The 15904-nt window shown below is 74.3% G+C and carries 18 protein-coding genes; 4 read left to right on the top strand and 14 right to left on the bottom strand.

What is annotated here, in order from left to right:
* Positions 1–103 precede the first annotated feature (103 nt).
* From QWY29_RS04455 to QWY29_RS04415, 9 genes are all read right to left on the bottom strand, one after another.
* Positions 104–307: a hypothetical protein gene (locus tag QWY29_RS04455; RefSeq protein WP_300959450.1), complete on the bottom strand. Its 204-nt coding sequence runs from the start codon at positions 305–307 to the stop codon at positions 104–106.
* A gap of 138 nt (positions 308–445) precedes the next feature.
* A complete protein-coding gene (mutM, locus tag QWY29_RS04450) occupies positions 446–1330 on the bottom strand; it encodes a bifunctional DNA-formamidopyrimidine glycosylase/DNA-(apurinic or apyrimidinic site) lyase (RefSeq protein WP_300959449.1) in 885 nt (294 codons plus the stop codon).
* Between the two features lie 4 nt (positions 1331–1334).
* Positions 1335–2174, bottom strand: a complete 840-nt coding sequence (gene rnc / locus QWY29_RS04445; protein ID WP_300959447.1) for a ribonuclease III — start codon at positions 2172–2174, stop codon at positions 1335–1337.
* Positions 2095–2280 carry a 50S ribosomal protein L32 gene (rpmF, locus tag QWY29_RS04440; RefSeq protein ID WP_166189999.1) on the bottom strand — a complete coding sequence of 62 codons (186 nt, stop codon included), beginning with the start codon at positions 2278–2280 and terminating at the stop codon, positions 2095–2097. The genes rnc and rpmF overlap by 80 nt, the downstream gene beginning before the upstream one ends.
* A gap of 64 nt (positions 2281–2344) precedes the next feature.
* The gene (locus tag QWY29_RS04435; RefSeq protein WP_300959445.1) at positions 2345–2881 is read right to left on the bottom strand and encodes a YceD family protein; all 537 of its coding nucleotides are present in this window, start codon (positions 2879–2881) and stop codon (positions 2345–2347) included.
* Positions 2882–3001: 120 nt separating this feature from the next.
* Positions 3002–3496, bottom strand: coding sequence for a pantetheine-phosphate adenylyltransferase (gene coaD, locus QWY29_RS04430; protein ID WP_300959444.1), 495 nt, complete (start codon positions 3494–3496; stop codon positions 3002–3004).
* A gap of 20 nt (positions 3497–3516) precedes the next feature.
* The gene (rsmD, locus tag QWY29_RS04425; RefSeq protein WP_300959443.1) at positions 3517–4143 is read right to left on the bottom strand and encodes a 16S rRNA (guanine(966)-N(2))-methyltransferase RsmD; all 627 of its coding nucleotides are present in this window, start codon (positions 4141–4143) and stop codon (positions 3517–3519) included.
* A 7-nt stretch (positions 4144–4150) separates the two neighbouring features.
* Positions 4151–6385 (bottom strand): ATP-dependent DNA helicase RecG, encoded by a 2235-nt coding sequence (locus QWY29_RS04420; RefSeq protein ID WP_300959441.1) that lies wholly within the window; start codon positions 6383–6385, stop codon positions 4151–4153.
* Between the two features lie 28 nt (positions 6386–6413).
* Positions 6414–8072 (bottom strand): DAK2 domain-containing protein, encoded by a 1659-nt coding sequence (locus QWY29_RS04415; RefSeq protein WP_300959440.1) that lies wholly within the window; start codon positions 8070–8072, stop codon positions 6414–6416.
* A gap of 161 nt (positions 8073–8233) precedes the next feature.
* On the opposite strand from QWY29_RS04415, the gene rpmB reads away from it, so the two are divergent.
* Positions 8234–8419 (top strand): 50S ribosomal protein L28, encoded by a 186-nt coding sequence (rpmB, locus tag QWY29_RS04410; RefSeq protein WP_028645381.1) that lies wholly within the window; start codon positions 8234–8236, stop codon positions 8417–8419.
* Between the two features lie 128 nt (positions 8420–8547).
* On the opposite strand, the gene QWY29_RS04405 is transcribed toward rpmB, so the two are convergent.
* Positions 8548–9522, bottom strand: a complete 975-nt coding sequence (locus QWY29_RS04405; protein WP_300959438.1) for a thiamine-phosphate kinase — start codon at positions 9520–9522, stop codon at positions 8548–8550.
* Between the two features lie 116 nt (positions 9523–9638).
* On the opposite strand from QWY29_RS04405, the gene QWY29_RS04400 reads away from it, so the two are divergent.
* Complete coding sequence (locus QWY29_RS04400) at positions 9639–9875, top strand: Lrp/AsnC family transcriptional regulator (RefSeq protein WP_166190128.1); 237 nt, start codon at positions 9639–9641, stop codon at positions 9873–9875.
* Positions 9876–10122: 247 nt separating this feature from the next.
* On the opposite strand, the gene QWY29_RS04395 is transcribed toward QWY29_RS04400, so the two are convergent.
* Positions 10123–11244 carry a D-alanine--D-alanine ligase family protein gene (locus QWY29_RS04395; protein WP_300959437.1) on the bottom strand — a complete coding sequence of 374 codons (1122 nt, stop codon included), beginning with the start codon at positions 11242–11244 and terminating at the stop codon, positions 10123–10125.
* Positions 11245–11331: 87 nt separating this feature from the next.
* Here QWY29_RS04395 and QWY29_RS04390 point away from each other — a divergent pair, with 87 nt between their 5' ends.
* Positions 11332–12387 (top strand): trans-sulfuration enzyme family protein, encoded by a 1056-nt coding sequence (locus tag QWY29_RS04390; RefSeq protein ID WP_300959605.1) that lies wholly within the window; start codon positions 11332–11334, stop codon positions 12385–12387.
* A 143-nt stretch (positions 12388–12530) separates the two neighbouring features.
* Here QWY29_RS04390 and QWY29_RS04385 read toward each other — a convergent pair whose 3' ends face one another.
* Entirely contained in the window at positions 12531–13550 is a 1020-nt protein-coding gene (locus tag QWY29_RS04385) for an NAD(P)H-dependent glycerol-3-phosphate dehydrogenase (RefSeq protein ID WP_300959436.1), read from the bottom strand.
* Positions 13547–14326, bottom strand: a complete 780-nt coding sequence (locus QWY29_RS04380) for a lysophospholipid acyltransferase family protein (protein ID WP_300959434.1) — start codon at positions 14324–14326, stop codon at positions 13547–13549. Before QWY29_RS04380 ends, QWY29_RS04385 begins: the two co-directional genes overlap by 4 nt.
* Positions 14327–14376: 50 nt before the next feature.
* Here QWY29_RS04380 and cofC point away from each other — a divergent pair, with 50 nt between their 5' ends.
* A complete protein-coding gene (gene cofC / locus QWY29_RS04375; RefSeq protein WP_300959432.1) occupies positions 14377–15033 on the top strand; it encodes a 2-phospho-L-lactate guanylyltransferase in 657 nt (218 codons plus the stop codon).
* Positions 15034–15041: 8 nt separating this feature from the next.
* On the opposite strand, the gene QWY29_RS04370 is transcribed toward cofC, so the two are convergent.
* Complete coding sequence (locus tag QWY29_RS04370; protein ID WP_300959431.1) at positions 15042–15839, bottom strand: HU family DNA-binding protein; 798 nt, start codon at positions 15837–15839, stop codon at positions 15042–15044.
* Positions 15840–15904: the final 65 nt, after the last annotated feature.

Below are 15904 nucleotides of genomic sequence, written 5' to 3'. Positions count from 1 at the left end.
CGCCGGGGGAAGCTCAGCGGACGTCAGACTAGCGCCCGCGGACCGTCCGGGTCCGCGACCGGCGGGGAGTCGGCGTGGGGCAGGTGGGCGGAGGCGCCGCCGGTCAGGCCGGCTGCATCTCCTGCAGGCCCGACTCGCGGTCGAGGATGTCCGCGGCGGAGGCGGCGACCAGGCGGTCGTTCTCCTCGCTCAGCCGCAGCACGAGGGCCTCGAGCTCGCGGACGCGGGCGCGCAGGCGGGCGTTGTCCGCCGTGAGGCGGGGGTCACGCAGGTCGCTGTCCAGGTAGCCGATCAGCGCCTTGGCCATGGGGTGTTCCTTCGGTTCGGGGTGGACGTGCCAGGGGTGGTCCCCGGCGAGGGGACCGTGGGCGGCATCGAGGCCGCCGGAGACGAGGGCCGCACGCGGGCGGGCCGTCTTCAAGAGTCCCACCACAGCGTCCGCGGGTCAATCCGGGGCGACGACGGGCAGTACCACGCGGCGGCGCCGCGGGACCGGCTGGCAGCGGGGGCAGAAGTACGACGACCGGTTCATGAACGCGACCCGCCGGATCGGCGTCCCGCACCGGTCGCACGGCTCGCCCTCGCGACCGTAGGCGTGCAGCGATCGGTCGAAGTAGCCCGACTCGCCGTTGACGTTGACGTAGAGCGCGTCGAACGACGTGCCGCCCTGGGCCAGCGCGTCGGTCATCACGTCGTGGACGTGGCCGAGCAGCTCGCGCACCTGCGGACCGGCCAGCCGCTCGCCCGGCCGCTCGCCGTGGAGCCGGGCGCGCCACAGGGCCTCGTCGGCGTAGATGTTGCCGACGCCCGAGACGAGGTTCTGGTCCAGCAGCAGCCGCTTGACGCCCGAGGCACGGCGGCGCACGCGGCGTACGACGTCGGCGAGGTCGAACTGCTGGTCGAGCGGGTCGCGGGCGATGTGGGCGATCTCCGGCGGCAGGTCGGCCCCGCCGGTCGAGACCGACAGCCCGCCGAACATCCGCTGGTCGACGAACCGCAGCTCGCGGCCCTCGTCGGCGCCCTCGAGCGCCAGGCGCACCCGCAGGTGCCGCTCGGCGGGCGCGTCGGGCGGCTGGACGAGCAGCTGGCCGCTCATGCCGAGGTGGGCCAGGAGCGCGTCGCCGTCGTCGAGCGGCAGCCAGAGGTACTTGCCGCGGCGGCGGGCGCCGACGATGCGGCGGCCGGCCAGCGCCTGCGCGAAGCCCTCGGGCCCGCGGGCGTCGCGACGGACGGGCCGCGGGTGCAGCACCTCGACGCGGGTGATCGTCGCGTCGAGCACGTGGCGCTCGAGGCCGGCCCGGACGACCTCGACCTCCGGCAGCTCGGGCACGCGGTCAGCCGGGCTGCGAGGTGCCGCCGGCGGTCGCGGCGGCGTCGGCGGCGGGGTCGGTGACGCCCAGCGCGGACGCGATCTCGCCGTACGCCGTCTCCGCGGCGGCCTGCTCGGCCTCCTTCTTGGAGCGGCCGACGCCGTTGCCGTAGAGCGTGTCGCCGACCCGGACCTGCGCGGTGAAGGTCTTCTGGTGGTCGGGGCCCTCGTCCTCGATGACGTACTCGGGCACGCCGAGGGCGTGCTCGGCGGCGAGCTCCTGGAGCGAGGTCTTCCAGTCCAGGCCCGCACCCATGGCCGAGGCGGCCTCGATGAGCGGGTCGAAGAGCAGGTGGACGACCTTGGCGGAGGTCTCGAAGCCGCCACCGGAGAGGTGGACGGCACCGATGACCGCCTCGACGGTGTCGGAGAGGATCGAGGCCTTGCCCCGACCGCCCGTCGACTCCTCGCCGCGACCGAGCTTCACGTGGTCGCCCAGGCCGATCGCACGACCCACCTCGGCCAGCGCGCGGGCGTTGACGACCGCTGCGCGGAGCTTGGCCAGCCGACCCTCGGAGAGGTCGGGGTGGGTCGTGTAGAGCGTCTCGGTCACGACGACGCCGAGCACCGAGTCGCCCAGGAACTCCAGGCGCTCGTTGGTCGGCAGGCCGCCGTTCTCGTACGCGTAGGAACGGTGCGTGAGCGCACGCTCCAGCAGCTCGGGGTCCAGCTCCGGATCCCCGAGCGCCGCGCGCAGCTCGCTGTAGTTGGTCAGTGGACCGGTCTCAGATGACCTGACGACGGTCGGCGCGAGCGCCGTACTGGCCGCACTCGCCGCACGCACGGTGCGGGAGGTGCTTGGCACCGCAGGCGGGGTTCGCGCAGGTCACCAGGGTGGGCGCGACGGCCTTCCAGGCCGACCGACGGTGACGCGTGTTGCTGCGCGACATCTTCCGCTTCGGGACTGCCACTGTTCTCTCCTCGGTTTGGGACCGGTTGGTGCCGGCCGTTCCTGGTCGTGCTCGCGGACCGGGTTCAGTCCTGCGAGCGGGTGGTGCTGTCTTCCTTCAGGGCTGCGAGGCCGGCCCACCGCGGGTCGACCGGCGCCTCGTGCGAGTGGTCCGGGTCGTCGGCCAGGCGTGCACCGCACTCGGTGCACAGGCCGGGACAGTCGTCCTCGCACAAGGGCTGGAACGGCAGTGCGAGCACCACCGCGTCCCGCAGCAGCGGCTCGAGGTCGAGCAGGTCGTCCTCGAGCTTGCTGACCTCGTCGTCCTCGTCGGGGTCGCCCCGGTGAGCAGGGTCGTCGTAGACGAACAGCTCCTGGAACGTGACCTCGGTGTCGTCCTCGATCGGTTCCAGGCACCGTGCGCACTCGCCCTCGAGCACGGCTCGCGCCGTGCCCGTCACCAGCACACCCTCCATGACCGCCTCGAGGCGCAGGTCGAGCTCGACCGGCGATCCCTCGGTGACCTTGAGGACTTCGATGCCCAGATCTGGCGGTGCCGGCACCGTCCGCGTCACCTGTCGCTGGGACCCCGGGCGGCGGCCGAGCTCGCGGGTGTCGAGCACGAGCGGCGCTCTCGGGTCCAGGCTTCTCAGGAGATCACTTCCGGGTCCGGGCACGTACAGATCAGCGAGAAGCCTAACCGTCGGGCCGACGATCGGACAAAACGCTGATCAGGGGCACGATCACGCACCGGCCGACCGCCGCTCGGCCAGCCGCGCGGTGAGCCGCTCGAGCACGGCGGGGGGCACGAACGGCGCGACGTCGCCGCCGAAGGCCGCGACCTCCTTGACCAGGCTGCTGGACAGGAACGACCACTCGGGACGGGTCGGCACGAAGACCGTGTCGACGCCGGTCAGCGAGGAGTTCATGTGGGCCATCGGCAGCTCGTACTCGAAGTCGCCGGCGCCGCGCAGGCCCTTGACGACCGCGCGGACGTCGTTCTCCGTGCAGTAGGTCGTCAGCAGCCCCGTGAACCCGTCGACGCGGACGTTGTCCCACGCCGAGCACGCCTCCTCGAGCATCGCGAGGCGCTCCTCGGGGGCGAAGAGCCGGTTCTTCGAGGCGTTGACCCCGACGGCGACGACGACCTCGTCGAAGAGGACCGCGGCCCGTCCGACGACGTCGAGGTGGCCGTGGTGGACCGGGTCGAAGGACCCCGGGCAGACGGCTCGGCGCACGTGCGGCTCCGCTCTGGTGCTCAGGTGGGCGACCCGTCGTCGGACGCGTCGGCTGACGCGTCGTCGGTGGACGGCTCGTCCGTGGCGTGGGCGGCGCGACCGTACCAGAGCACGGTCTCGCCGTAGCGGCGCTCCCGGACCCGCTCGATGCCCTCCGGCCAGGCGGGCTCGGGCGTGCGGGCGGACCGCTCGACCACCACCAGCGCGTCGGGCACCAGCCAGCCGTGCTCGACCAGCGCGGCGAGGTCGCGGGCCACGCTCGCCTCGTCGAGGGGGTACGGCGGGTCGCTGAAGACCACGTCGTACGGCGCGGTCGGCGGCCGGTGGAGGGTGGCGCCGACCGAGGCGGCCACGACGTCGGCGCGGGCGAACCCCAGGGTGCGGGCGTTGTCCCGCACCAGCGCCGCGGTGCGGCGGTCCTGCTCGACGAGCGTCACGACGCCGGCCCCGCGGGACCACGCCTCGAGGCCGACCGCGCCGGACCCGGCGTACAGGTCCAGGAACCGGAGGCCCTGCAGCGAGCCGCACCACGCCTCGACCGCGGAGAAGAGGGCCTCGCGCACCCGGTCGCTGGTGGGGCGGGTCGCCGCACCGCGCGGGGTCGCGATGCGCCGGCCGCCGGCGGCACCGCCAATGATCCTCGTCACGGGCCGGTCACGACCTCTCGATGAACTCGCCGGCGGCGAGCTCCATGTCGCGGACGGCGGCGGCGAGGTCCGGGGCGCCGGCCAGGTCGGGGTCGCGGTCGAGCAGCTCCTCGGCCGCCCGCCGCGCGGCGACGATGGTCTTCTCGTCGCGCAGCACGCGGAGGGTCTGCAGGCTGGAGCGGAAGCCCGACTGGTGCTTGCCGAGCACGTCGCCCTCGCGTCGTTGCTCGAGGTCGACGCGGCTGAGCTCGAAGCCGTCGGTGGTCGCCGCGACCGCGTCCAGCCGCTGGCGCGCGGGCGTGCCGGCCTCGGCGCGGGAGACCAGCAGGCACAGGCCCGGCAGCCCACCACGGCCGACCCGGCCGCGCAGCTGGTGCAGCTGGGAGACGCCGAACCGGTCGGCGTCCAGCAGCACCATCGTGGTCGCGTTGGCGACGTCGACGCCGACCTCGATGACGGTCGTGGCGACCAGCACGTCGATCTCACCGGCCGCGAAGGCGCGCATGGTGCGGTCCTTGGCCTCCGGCGCCAACCGCCCGTGCAGCGCGGCGACCCGGAGCCCGGCCAGCGCCCCGTCGGTCAGGTCGGCCACGACGTCCTCGACCGCGGCGAGTGGCGCGCCCTGCGGCTCGGCGGGGGCGTCCTGCTCGTCCTGCTCGCCCTGCTCCGGCTCGTCGCCGGCGATGCGCGGGCACACGACGTACGCCTGGTGGCCCGCGGCGACCTCCTCCCGCACCCGCTCCCAGACCCGGCCCATCCAGCCGGGGTGCTCGGCGACCGGGACGACGTTGGTCTGGATCGGCGCGCGGCCCGCGGGCAGCTCGGAGAGCGTCGAGGTCTCCAGGTCGCCGAAGACCGTCATCGCGACCGTCCGCGGGATCGGGGTGGCGGTCATCACGAGCACGTGCGGCGGCGTGCCGGCCTTGTCGGTCAGCGCGGCGCGCTGCTCGACGCCGAAGCGGTGCTGCTCGTCGACGACGACGAGGCCGAGGTCGGCGAAGCTGACGTCCTCCTCCAGCAGGGCGTGGGTGCCGATGACGATGCCGGCCTCGCCGGTGGCGATGCGCAGCATCGGCTCGCGGCGCTGGCCCTTGGTCATCGACCCGGTGAGCAGGTCGACGGCGGTCGCCTCGGCCGGGCCGCCGAGCATCCCGCCGGCCGCGAGGTCGCCGAGCATCGCGGTGATCGAGCGGTGGTGCTGCTGGGCGAGCACCTCGGTGGGCGCGAGGAGCGCCGCCTGGCCGCCGGAGTCGACGACGCGCAGCATCGCCCGCAGCGCGACGAGGGTCTTGCCGGAGCCGACCTCGCCCTGCAGCAGCCGGTTCATCGGGTGGGGTTCGGCAAGGTCGCGCTCGACCTCCTCCCCCACGGCGCGCTGGCCGGCGGTGAGCTCGAAGGGCAGCCGGGCGTCGAACGCCGCCAGCAGGCCCCCGCCGCCGGTGCGCGCCTGCGCGCCGAGGGCCCGCACCGCCCGGCGGCGCCGGGCCAGCACGAGCTGGGTGACCAGGGCCTCCTCGAAGCGGTAGCGCTTCATCGCGGCGCCGACCTGCCCGCGGTCGTCGGGGGCGTGCACCCAGTCCAGCGCCTTGCGGGCCGGGAGCAGGTCGTGCGCCTCGCGGACCTCGGCCGGCAGCAGGTCGGGCACCTCGTCGACGACGCTGCGGGCGAAGGTGATCGCACGCTGGAGGTCCCACGACTCCACGCCGGCGGTCAGCGGGTAGATCGGGTAGAGCGCACCGATCGCGTCGGCCTCGGCCTCGGCGTCGTCCGGCCCGCCGGGCCCCGGGTCGGCCCCGGGGCCCTCGCCGAAGAGCACCATCGAGGGGTTGGTCAGCTGCCACTCGTTGCGGAAGACGCTGGCGCCGCCGACGAACAGCCCCCGCCGGCCGACGACGAGGCGCCGGGCGTTCCACTCCGCGGCGCCGCGGCCCTTGGCGAAGAACGACATCCGCAGCCGCGGGCCGTCGGTGGCCAGCACGACGTCGAGGCGGTACGCCGTGCGGCCGGTGCGACGGTCGGTGTAGGTGCGCACGTCGGAGGAGACGACCTCGCCGACGACCGTGACCACCTGGCCGGGCTCGAGCTCGTCGACCTTGGTGAGCTCCTTGGTCTCGACGTACCGCCGCGGGAAGTGGTGCAGCAGGTCCCCGACCGTGCGGATGCCGAGCTTGTCCTCGATCTTGGCGCGCTTGCCCTTGCGGTCGCCGAGCACGGCGGCGACCGGGCTGTCGACGGTGATCACGCGGTGGCTGCTCCCCTCACCCGTGCGCTCACTCCACCGCGACCAGCAGCGGGTAGCGCTCCTGGCCACCGTCGTACACCACGACGTCGACAGCGGGGTGCCGCTCCTCGACCCAGCCGGCGCAGCGGGTGGCCAGCGCGCCGTGGGCGTCCTCGGCCCCGGCGACGATCGTCACGAGCTCGCCACCGCCGCCGAGCAGCCGGTCGAGCACCTGGGTGGCGACGTCCAGCAGGTCGTCGCCGACCACCACGAAGTCGCCGGCCACCACGCCGAGGACGTCGCCGACCTCGCAGGGGCCGGCCATCGTCATCGCGCGCCGGGCCGCGACGGTCACCGCGCCCTGGCGGGCGTGCCGGGCGGTCGCTGTCATCTCCAGCACGTCCTGGTCGAAGGAGCGCCCCGGCTCGTGCACCGCCAGCGCGGCGAGGCCGGAGACCTGGGCCGGTGTCGGGATGACCGCCACCCGCAGGCCGCCGTGGGCGTCGGTCTCGGCGGTGCTCGCCGCGACCTGCGCGACCCGGACCGAGTCGTGGTCGTTGGGCAGCACGACGACCTCGGAGGCACCGCAGGACGTGATCGCCTCGAGCAGCTCCCCGGTGCTCGGCCGGCGGCCGGGACCGCCGTGCACGACCACCGCGCCGGCCTCCTCGAACAGCCGCGCCAGGCCGGGCCCGGCCGCGACCGCGACGACCTTGCGACCGGTGCGGGCGGGCGCACGACGGCGGTTCTCCGCGCGCTGGTCGGCGAAGTGGGTGACCCGCACGCGGTGCGGGCGGCCCGCCTCGATGCCGGCCTCGATCGCGGCACCGACGTCGTCGACGTGCACGTGGACGTTCCACAGGCCCTCGCCGCCGACGACGACGAGCGAGTCGCCGAGGTCGGCCAGCGCCTTGCGCAGCGGCGGGATGCGGTCGTCGGCGGCGTCGAGGAGGTACATCACCTCGTACGACGGTCCGTCCGGCGACAGGTCGTGCCGCACCGCCACCGGCTGCGGGATCGCGTGGCTGCCCAGCGGTGCGGTCACCGGCACCGGTCGCCGGCCGGTCAGCACCGTCTCGGCCGCGTCGAGGACGACGCTCAGCCCGCGACCGCCGGCGTCGACGACACCGGCGTCGCGCAGGACGGCCAGCTGCTCCGGCGTACGCGCCAGGGCGGTGCGGGCGGCCTCCGCGGCCGCCGCGAAGACGTCGCGGGCCCGGGCGTCCGGCTGCGCGGCCCGCTCGGCGGCGGCGTCGGCGGCGGCCCGGCCCACGGTGAGCATCGTGCCCTCGACCGGCTCCCCCACCGCGGCGTACGCCGCCTCGTTGGCCTGCCGCAGCGCCTCGGCCATGACCACGGCGTTGCGCTCCTGCGGCGAGCCGGCCGCGAGGCGGCGCGCGATCGCGCCGAGCATCTCGCTGAAGATGACCCCCGAGTTGCCGCGCGCCCCCAGCAGGGCGCCGCGGGCGAGCGCGGCGAGCGCCGGCCCGAGCGCGGAGGACGGGTCACCACCGGTGGCCTCGCGCACGGCGTCGCGCGCCGCGGACACCGTGAGCCACATGTTGGTGCCCGTGTCGCCGTCCGGCACCGGGTAGACGTTGAGGGCGTCGACCTCCTCGCGCGCCTCGGCGAGGGCCTCGACGGCGATGTCGACGAAGCGCAGCACGACCGCCAGCGAGATGGCGCCGCGGCCCGGCACTTCCTCCATCGGCGTCCTCGGCTTGGTCGTGAGCGGCCCCTGAGGGGATGATGAGGGGACAGGGTATGGCCTCGGGCCGCGATTTCCCGGCGGACCCGGGTGTCGGATATTCTCGTCCGGTTGCCCGCTCGCCGGGCCCCTCACACGCAATCGATCATCAGGAGTTCACGGTGGCTGCCGTCTGCGACATCTGCGCCAAGAAGCCTGGCTTCGGCAACAACCGGCCGTGGTCGCGCAAGATCACGAAGCGTCGTTTCGACCCCAACATCCAGCGGGTGCGCGCGACCGTCAACGGGACGCCGAAGCGGCTCAACGTCTGCACCGGCTGCCTCAAGGCCGGCAAGGTCTCTCGCTGACGCGAGTCGATCTCCGGAGGCCGTCACCCTGTGGGTGGCGGCCTCCTTCCATGTCCGGCGACGGGACCACCGGCTCCGGCACCGGCTGGGGCATCGGCTGGGTTGAGTCTGGGCCCCAGCCGGCCGGACTAGAAGTGGGTCCAGCCGGTGGGGCCGTCGTAGGGCGCCCCGTCGACGGTGACCGCCCCGGCGCCGGCGTCGCCGGGCTCGGTGACCTCGCCGACGACCGCCCAGCCGTCGGGCACGCCGGACGGCTCGAAGGTCGCCAGCAGCGCGTGGTCGTCCCCTCCCCCGAGCACGAAGGAGAGCGGGTCGGCGCCGAGCGCGGCCCCGACCGCGTGGAGCGGCTCGGGCACCTCGAACGCGCCGCGGCGGACGTCGATCGCCACCCCGGAGGCCGACGCGAGGTGGGCCGCCTCCGCGAGCAGGCCGTCGGAGACGTCGATCATCGAGGTCGCGCCGGCCTCGGCGGCGACCAGCCCGGCGTCGTACGGCGGTGCGGGGCGGCGGTAGGCCTCGACCAGCACGCGCGGGGAGCGGAAGCCGCGGCCGAGCACGGCCAGCCCGCCGGCCGCCCAGCCCTGGCGGCCGTGCAGCGCGAGGACGTCGCCGGGGCGGGCGCCGGAGCGCAGCACCGGGGAGACCGTGCAGGCGCCGAGCACGGTGACCGCGACGACGACCTGGTCGGCGCGGGTGAGGTCGCCGCCGACGACGCTGGCGCCGACGAGCGCGCACTCGTCGGCGAACCCGCGGGCGAAGTCCAGCGCCCACTGCGCCTCGAGGTCGGCCGGCGCGGCCAGGCCGACGGTCAGCGAGGTGGCGCGGCCACCCATGGCGTTGATGTCGGAGAGGTTCTGCGCGGCGGCGCGGTGCCCGACGTCCTCGCCGCTGGCCCACTCGCGGCGGAAGTGCCGCCCCTCGACCATCAGGTCGGTGGAGACCACGACGTGGCCGGTGCGCACCCGGAGCACGGCGGCGTCGTCGCCGGGACCGACGAGCACGTGCTCGCCCTGCTCGAAGATCCGGGTGAGCTCGCCGATCAGGCCGAACTCACCGACGTCGGCGAGGGTCGCGCCGGCGGGGAACGGATCAGGAGCAGCCATGCCCCCATCCCACCAGACGCCACGCCCGCGCCGGTGCCCGCCGGGCTGTCGTCCGCCGCCGGGCAGGGGGTAGGTTGACCGCCGAACCTCCGTCCACCAGCAGGGAGAGCACCACGATGGTCGTCCAGGCGTACATCCTGATCCAGACCGACGTCGGCAAGGCCGCCGAGGTCGCCCGCGAGATCGCGCAGGTCAAGGGTGTCACCCTCGCCGAGGACGTCACGGGCCCCTACGACGTCATCGTGCGCGCCGAGGCGCGCAACGTCGACGAGCTCGGCAAGCTCGTGGTCGCCAAGGTGCAGACCCTCGACGGGATCACCCGCACGCTGACCTGCCCGGTCGTCCACATCTGAGGTAGACCCACCGGCACCAGCACGACGCCCCGCACCCGGTCCGGGTGCGGGGCGTCGTCGTGTCCGCTCCCCCTCGCGGCCCGGACCGCCCCCGGGTTCTCCACAGGCTGCCAGCCGTCGCGGGGGTAGTCCGTGACGTTTCGCAGGAGAAACGGCCGATCCGCCTGCCGAACGTCACGGACTACCCCGCCGTCCGTCCCGTGGCGCCGGCCCCGGGATCAGCGCGCTCGGGGGGCAGGGCGGTGGGTCAGCGCAGGCCGGTGCCGCGGGCGAGCGCGAGGCGGATCAGCCGGTCCACGAGCGCCGGGTAGTCCAGGCCGCTGGCGGCCCACATCCGCGGGAACATCGACAGCGGGGTGAACCCCGGCATCGTGTTGATCTCGTTGACGACCAGCGAGCCGTCGGGGAACACGAAGAAGTCGACCCGGGCCAGGCCCTCGCAGCCGACGGCCTCGAACGCGCGGACCGACAGCTCGCGCAGCCGGTCGCCGACGCCGTCGGGCAGGACCGCCGGGACGTCGAGCTCGGTGGCCTCCTCGGGGAGGTACTTCGCCTCGAAGTCGTAGAACTCGTGGTCGCCGGTGATCCGGATCTCGGCGGGCACGCTGGTCTCCGGCGCGCCATCGAGCGACTGGAGCACGCCGCACTCGACCTCGCGGGCGCCGGTCGCGCAGACCTCGACGAGCACCTTGGGGTCGTGGCGGAGCGCCTCCTCGATCGCGGCGTCGAGGTCGGCGGGCTCCTTGACCTTGGAGATGCCGATGCTCGAGCCGCCGCGGGCGGGCTTGACGAAGAGCGGGTAGCCGAGCGCGGCCGACCGGTCGCGGCAGTCCTGCGCGTCACGTGTCCACTCGCGGTCGGTCACGACCACGCTCGGCATGACGGGCAGGCCGGCGGCGGCGAGGACGACCTTCATGTACGCCTTGTCCATCGAGACCGCGGAGGCGAGCACCCCGGCGCCGACGTACCGCACCCCGGCCATCTCGAGCATCCCCTGGATCGTGCCGTCCTCGCCCCAGGGCCCGTGCAGCAGCGGGAAGACCACGTCGACCTCGCCGAGCGTCCGCGGCGGCGCCGACGGCTCGGTGACGACCAGGTCGGTGGTGGAGACGTCGGGCGCGAGCGTCACGGTCGCGCGGTCGCCGTCGACGCTGGGCAGCCGGTCCTCGCCGTCGCCGGCACCGATGCGCAGGCGCTCGACGTCTCCGGACTCCAGCACCCAGCGGCCGTCCCGGGCGATGCCCACGGGGACGACGTCGTACTGCTCGCGGTCGATGGCCGGCAGCACGCTCCCGGCGGTCACGCACGAGATGGCGTGCTCGCTGGAACGGCCACCGAAGACGACAGCGACGCGGGGCTTGCGGCTCACCGGTCCAACCTATCGACCTAGGGTTGACCCATGACCGCGGACGCGCCCGACACGAGCACCTCGACCCTCGCCGACCACCTCGCCGCCATGGGCGCCGGCACCCGCGCGGTGCACCTGGGCCGCCCCGCGCACGAGCCGGACCAGCCGCTGAACGAGCCGATCACGCCGGCGTCGACCTTCGTGGCCGGCGGCGAGCGGGAGTACGGCCGCTACGGCAACCCCACCTGGGCGGCCTTCGAGACCGCGCTGGGCGGGCTCGAGGGCGGCCGCGCGCTGGCGTTCTCCTCCGGCCTCGCCGCGGTCGCCACCGTGCTCGACCTGGTCGGCCACGGGGCGAAGGTCGTCGCGCCCCGCAACTGCTACAACGGCACGATCCTGCAGCTCGCCGACCTCGAGGCACGCGGGCGGCTGCGCACCGAGCTCGTCGACGTCACCGACACCGACGCGGTGGTCAAGGCGTGCGAGGACGCCGCGCTCGTCTGGTTGGAGTCCCCCACCAACCCCGCGCTGGAGGTCGCCGACCTGCCGACGATCATCGCCGCCGCGCACGAGGCGGGGGCGTACGCCGTCGTGGACAACACCTTCGCCACGCCGCTGCTCCAGCGCCCGCTCGAGTCGGACGCGGACCTGGTGGTGCACTCGGTGACGAAGTACCTCGCCGGCCACAGCGACGTCCTCATGGGCGCGGTCGTGACCCGCGACGACGAGCTGTTCTCGGTGCTCAAGGGCCGCCGCGACCTCATCGGCGCCGTGCCCGGCACGTTCGAGACCTACCTCGCGCTGCGTGGCCTGCGCACCCTCCACCTGCGCGTCGAGCGGGCCCAGGCCAACGCCGCGGAGCTGGCCCGGCGCCTCGGCGAGCACCCCGCGGTCGGCGAGGTCCGCTACCCCGGGTTCGGCGGGATCGTCGCGATCGTCCTCGCCCAGGGCGCGATGGCCGCCGACCTGCTCACCCACAAGACCCGGCTGTGGGTGCACGCCACCTCGCTCGGCGGTGTCGAGTCGACCTTCGAGCGGCGCCGCCGCTGGAAGTCCGAGCCGGCCACCATCCCCGACGCGCTCGTCCGCCTCTCGGTCGGCATCGAGGACGTCGACGACCTCTGGGAGGACCTCCGCGTGGCCCTGGACGACCTCGTCGGCTGACGCGGCATTCCGGCGGGTTTCGAGACGGCGCTGGCGCGCCTCCTCAACCAGCCGGAGGCCGAACGAGACTCGGTGAGGTGCGCACCGCCCTGCGTCTCTCACCGGGTTTCGACACGCTCAACCAGCGGAGGGTCGGTCGGCGGTCAGTAGATCTCGGACTTGGTGTCGCGGGCGATGAACGACTCCATCATCTGCTTCGCGGTCATCCGGCCTGCGACGACGGCGTCGACGTGCTCGGCGATGGGGGCGTCGACGCCGGTGCGGCCGGCGAGGGCCAGCAGCGACGAGCAGGACTTGGCGCCCTCGGCGACCTGCTTGGTGGAGGCGTAGATCTCCTCGGTGCTCATCCCCTGCCCCAGCCGCTCGCCGAACGTGCGGTTGCGCGAGAGCGGCGAGGAGCAGGTGGCGACGAGGTCCCCGAGGCCGGCGAGGCCCATCAGGGTCAGCGGGTTGGCGCCGAGCTTCATCGCCAGCCGGGCGGTCTCGGCCAGCCCGCGGGTGATGACGGAGGCGGTGGTGTTGTCGCCGAAGCCGAGGCCGACCGCCATGCCGACCGACAGCGCCACGACGTTCTTGTAGGCGCCGCCGAGCTCGCACCCCAGCACGTCGGTGCTGGTGTAGGGCCGGAACGCCGCGCTGTGGCAGCGCTGCTGCAGCATCTGCGCGACCGCCTCGTCCTCGCAGGCGACCACGGAGGCGGCCGGCTCGCGGCGGGCGATCTCCTTGGCGAGGTTGGGGCCGCTGATGACGGCGATCCGCTCGGGGCCGGCTCCGGTCACCTGGCCGATGACCTCGCTCATCCGGTCCAGCGTGCCGAGCTCCACGCCTTTCATGAGCGAGACGAGCACCGCGTCGCGCTCGATGTACGGCGCCCACGCGGTGAGGTTCTCCCGCAGCGACTGGCTCGGGGTGGCCAGCACGACCAGGTCCGCGCCGTGCAGCGCCTGCTCCACGTCGGCGGTCGCGGTCACCGCCGGCGGCAGCTCGACGCCCGGAAGGTAGTCGGGGTTCTCCCGCCGCTCCACGATCGCCTCGGCCACCTCCGGCCGGCGCGCCCACAAGGTCACGTCGTTGCCGGCGTCCGCGAGCACGATGGAGAACGCCGTGCCCCACGACCCGGCGCTGAAGACGGCGACCTTGCGGCCGCTGGGGGGTGTGCTCATGCGGGGTCCTCACCGATCTCGTGACGCGTCTCGTGGCGGGGGTCGCCGGTCGGCCGGACCCCGTGCTTGCGCATGTCGTAGCGCTCCGCGGGAGCGGTGCCGCCGCGGACGTCCTCAACCAGCGTGGTGATCGCCGCCATGATCCGGTCGGTCGCCTCCTGGACGACCTCCGGGCTCCGCGGGCGGGTCAGCAGGTCGGCGAGGTCGACCGGGTCACCGACCTTCATCCGCACCAGCTTGCGGGGGAACAGGTCGGGCTTCTTCGCGTACGGCGCCAGCAGCTCCTGCGCGCCCCACTGGCCCACCGGGATCACGGGACATCCGGTCTCCAGCGCGATCCGCGCGGCTCCCGACTTCCCCGTCATCGGCCAGAGGTCGGGGTCGCGGGTGATCGTGCCCTCCGGGTAGACGACCACGCACTCCCCGGCGCGCACCGCGGCCACGGCAGCGTCGTACGCCCCGACCGCGTTGCGGGTCAGCCGCTCCACGGGGATCTGGCCGGCGGCGGTGAGGAAGAAGCCGAGCGCCTTGTTGCGGAACAGGCCGGACTTGGCGAGGTAGCGCGGGATCCGGCCGTGGTCGTAGACGATGTGCGCCGCGGTGAGCGGGTCGACGTGGGAGATGTGGTTGAGGACCACGATGCAGCCGCCGCGCTCGGGGATCCGCTCCCCGCCGTCCCACTCGTGGCGGGTCGTGGCGAGGAGCGTGGGCTTCACGATCGCGACCGCGATGTTCCACGCCCAGCCTCGCTTCTGCTGCAGCTTGCGGACCGTCACGACGGGCAGGCTACTCGCCCGCACCGACCGGGCCTGAGAGGATCGGAGGGATGTCTGCGCAGCCTCCCGGGAACGGCTCCCCCACCCGCTTCGCCGTGGTCGTGCCGGTGAAGCCGCCCGCCTTCGGCAAGTCGCGCCTCGGCGGCCTCGGCGACGAGCAGCGGCGGCGCCTGGCGGCAGCGTTCGCGCTCGACACCGCCGCGGCCTGCCTGGCCGCGCGGTCGGTCGGCGCGGTGCTCGTCGCGACCGACGACGCGGGCTTCGCCGCCCGCCTCACCGCACTGGGGTGCGCCGCTGTGCCGGACGGCGACACCAACGACCTGAACGCCGCGCTGCGACAGGCGGCCCGCGAGGCACACCGGCGGTGGCCGGAGCTCGAGCCGGTCGCCCTGTGCGCCGACCTGCCCGCCCTGCGTGCCGCGGACCTCGACGCGGCGCTCGGCTCGCTGGTGCCCGGCGGCCCGTCGTTCGTGGCCGACGCCGACGGGGTGGGCACCACGCTCTACACCGCGCCGCACGCGGAATTCGACCCGCGCTTCGGCGGCGGGTCGCGCGCGGCCCACCTGGCCGCCGGGGCGCTCGAGGTGGCCGGCGAGCTGCCGACCCTGCGGCGCGACGTCGACGACCTCGACGACCTGCGGGCGGCCGCCGTCCTCGGGCTGGGCCCGAGGACGGCGCCGCTCGCGCAGGAGCTCGGCCTGGCCTGAGCCGACCGTCAGCTGCTGGCGGACTTCTTCGCGGTCGACTTCTTGGCCGGCGACTTCTTGGCCGGTGCCTTCGTCGCCGTCGCCTTCGTGGCGGTCGACTTCGTGGCGGTCGACTTCTTGGCGGCGGTCGTGGCGTCCGCCGTCTTCGTGGTCGCCGACTTCTTAGCCGCCGCCTTCGTGGTCGCCGACTTCTTTGCCGCCGTCGCCGGAGCCTTCTTGGCCGGAGACTTCTTGGCCGGAGACTTCTTCGCCGAGGACGTCTTCGCCGGGGCCGCCTTGGTCGCCGGCGACTTCTTCGCGGCGGCCCTGGTGCTGCTGGCCGAGGTCGAGGCCGACGTCGTGGCCGTCGCAGCGGCAGCGGACTTCGCCGTCGGCTTCGAGGCCGCCTTGGAGGCCGACTTCGAGGCAGACTTCGAGGCGGGCTTCGAGGCCGCCTTGCCGCCCCCACCCGGCGCCGCCTTCAGCGCCGCCCCCGCAGCGGCGCGGGCCGCACCGGCGGAGGCGGCGACGGTGAGCTTGGGCAGCTTGGTGGCACCCGAGACGACGTCCTTGAGCTGGGAGCCGGCCTTGAAGCGCGGCACGGCCGTCTTTTTCGCCTGCACGCGCTCGCCGGTCGCCGGGTTGCGCACCCAGCGCGCCTCGCGGATCCGCTTCTCGAACGAGCCGAAGCCCGTGATCGCGACCTTGTTGCCCTTCGCGACCTCGCGGGTGATCGTGTCGACGACCGACTCGAGCGCGTGCGCGGCGGCCTTCCTGTTCCCGTCGAACCGCTCGGCGAGCGTGTCGATGAGCTCGGACTTGTTCATCTGGCTTCCCTTCGGACGGACCCAGGACGCCGAGCTCGTGCTCGACCCTCGAGGACGCACGCTAG

Source organism: Nocardioides abyssi, from assembly GCF_030412915.1.
Classification (GTDB): domain Bacteria; phylum Actinomycetota; class Actinomycetes; order Propionibacteriales; family Nocardioidaceae; genus Nocardioides; species Nocardioides abyssi.
This window is presented reverse-complemented; position numbering and strand designations above follow the sequence as displayed.

Excerpts from the sequence above, each read along its gene's own strand:
- QWY29_RS04455 (WP_300959450.1), bottom strand. The coding sequence starts at position 307 with ATGGCCAAGGCGCTGATCGGCTACCTGGACAGCGACCTGCGTGACCCC.
- QWY29_RS04415 (WP_300959440.1), bottom strand. The coding sequence starts at position 8,072 with ATGGAGGAAGTGCCGGGCCGCGGCGCCATCTCGCTGGCGGTCGTGCTG.
- QWY29_RS04405 (WP_300959438.1), bottom strand. The coding sequence starts at position 9,522 with ATGGCTGCTCCTGATCCGTTCCCCGCCGGCGCGACCCTCGCCGACGTC.
- QWY29_RS04400 (WP_166190128.1), top strand. The coding sequence starts at position 9,639 with ATGGTCGTCCAGGCGTACATCCTGATCCAGACCGACGTCGGCAAGGCC.
- QWY29_RS04390 (WP_300959605.1), top strand. The coding sequence starts at position 11,332 with ATGGGCGCCGGCACCCGCGCGGTGCACCTGGGCCGCCCCGCGCACGAG.
- QWY29_RS04385 (WP_300959436.1), bottom strand. The coding sequence starts at position 13,550 with ATGAGCACACCCCCCAGCGGCCGCAAGGTCGCCGTCTTCAGCGCCGGG.
- cofC (WP_300959432.1), top strand. The coding sequence starts at position 14,377 with ATGTCTGCGCAGCCTCCCGGGAACGGCTCCCCCACCCGCTTCGCCGTG.
- QWY29_RS04370 (WP_300959431.1), bottom strand. The coding sequence starts at position 15,839 with ATGAACAAGTCCGAGCTCATCGACACGCTCGCCGAGCGGTTCGACGGG.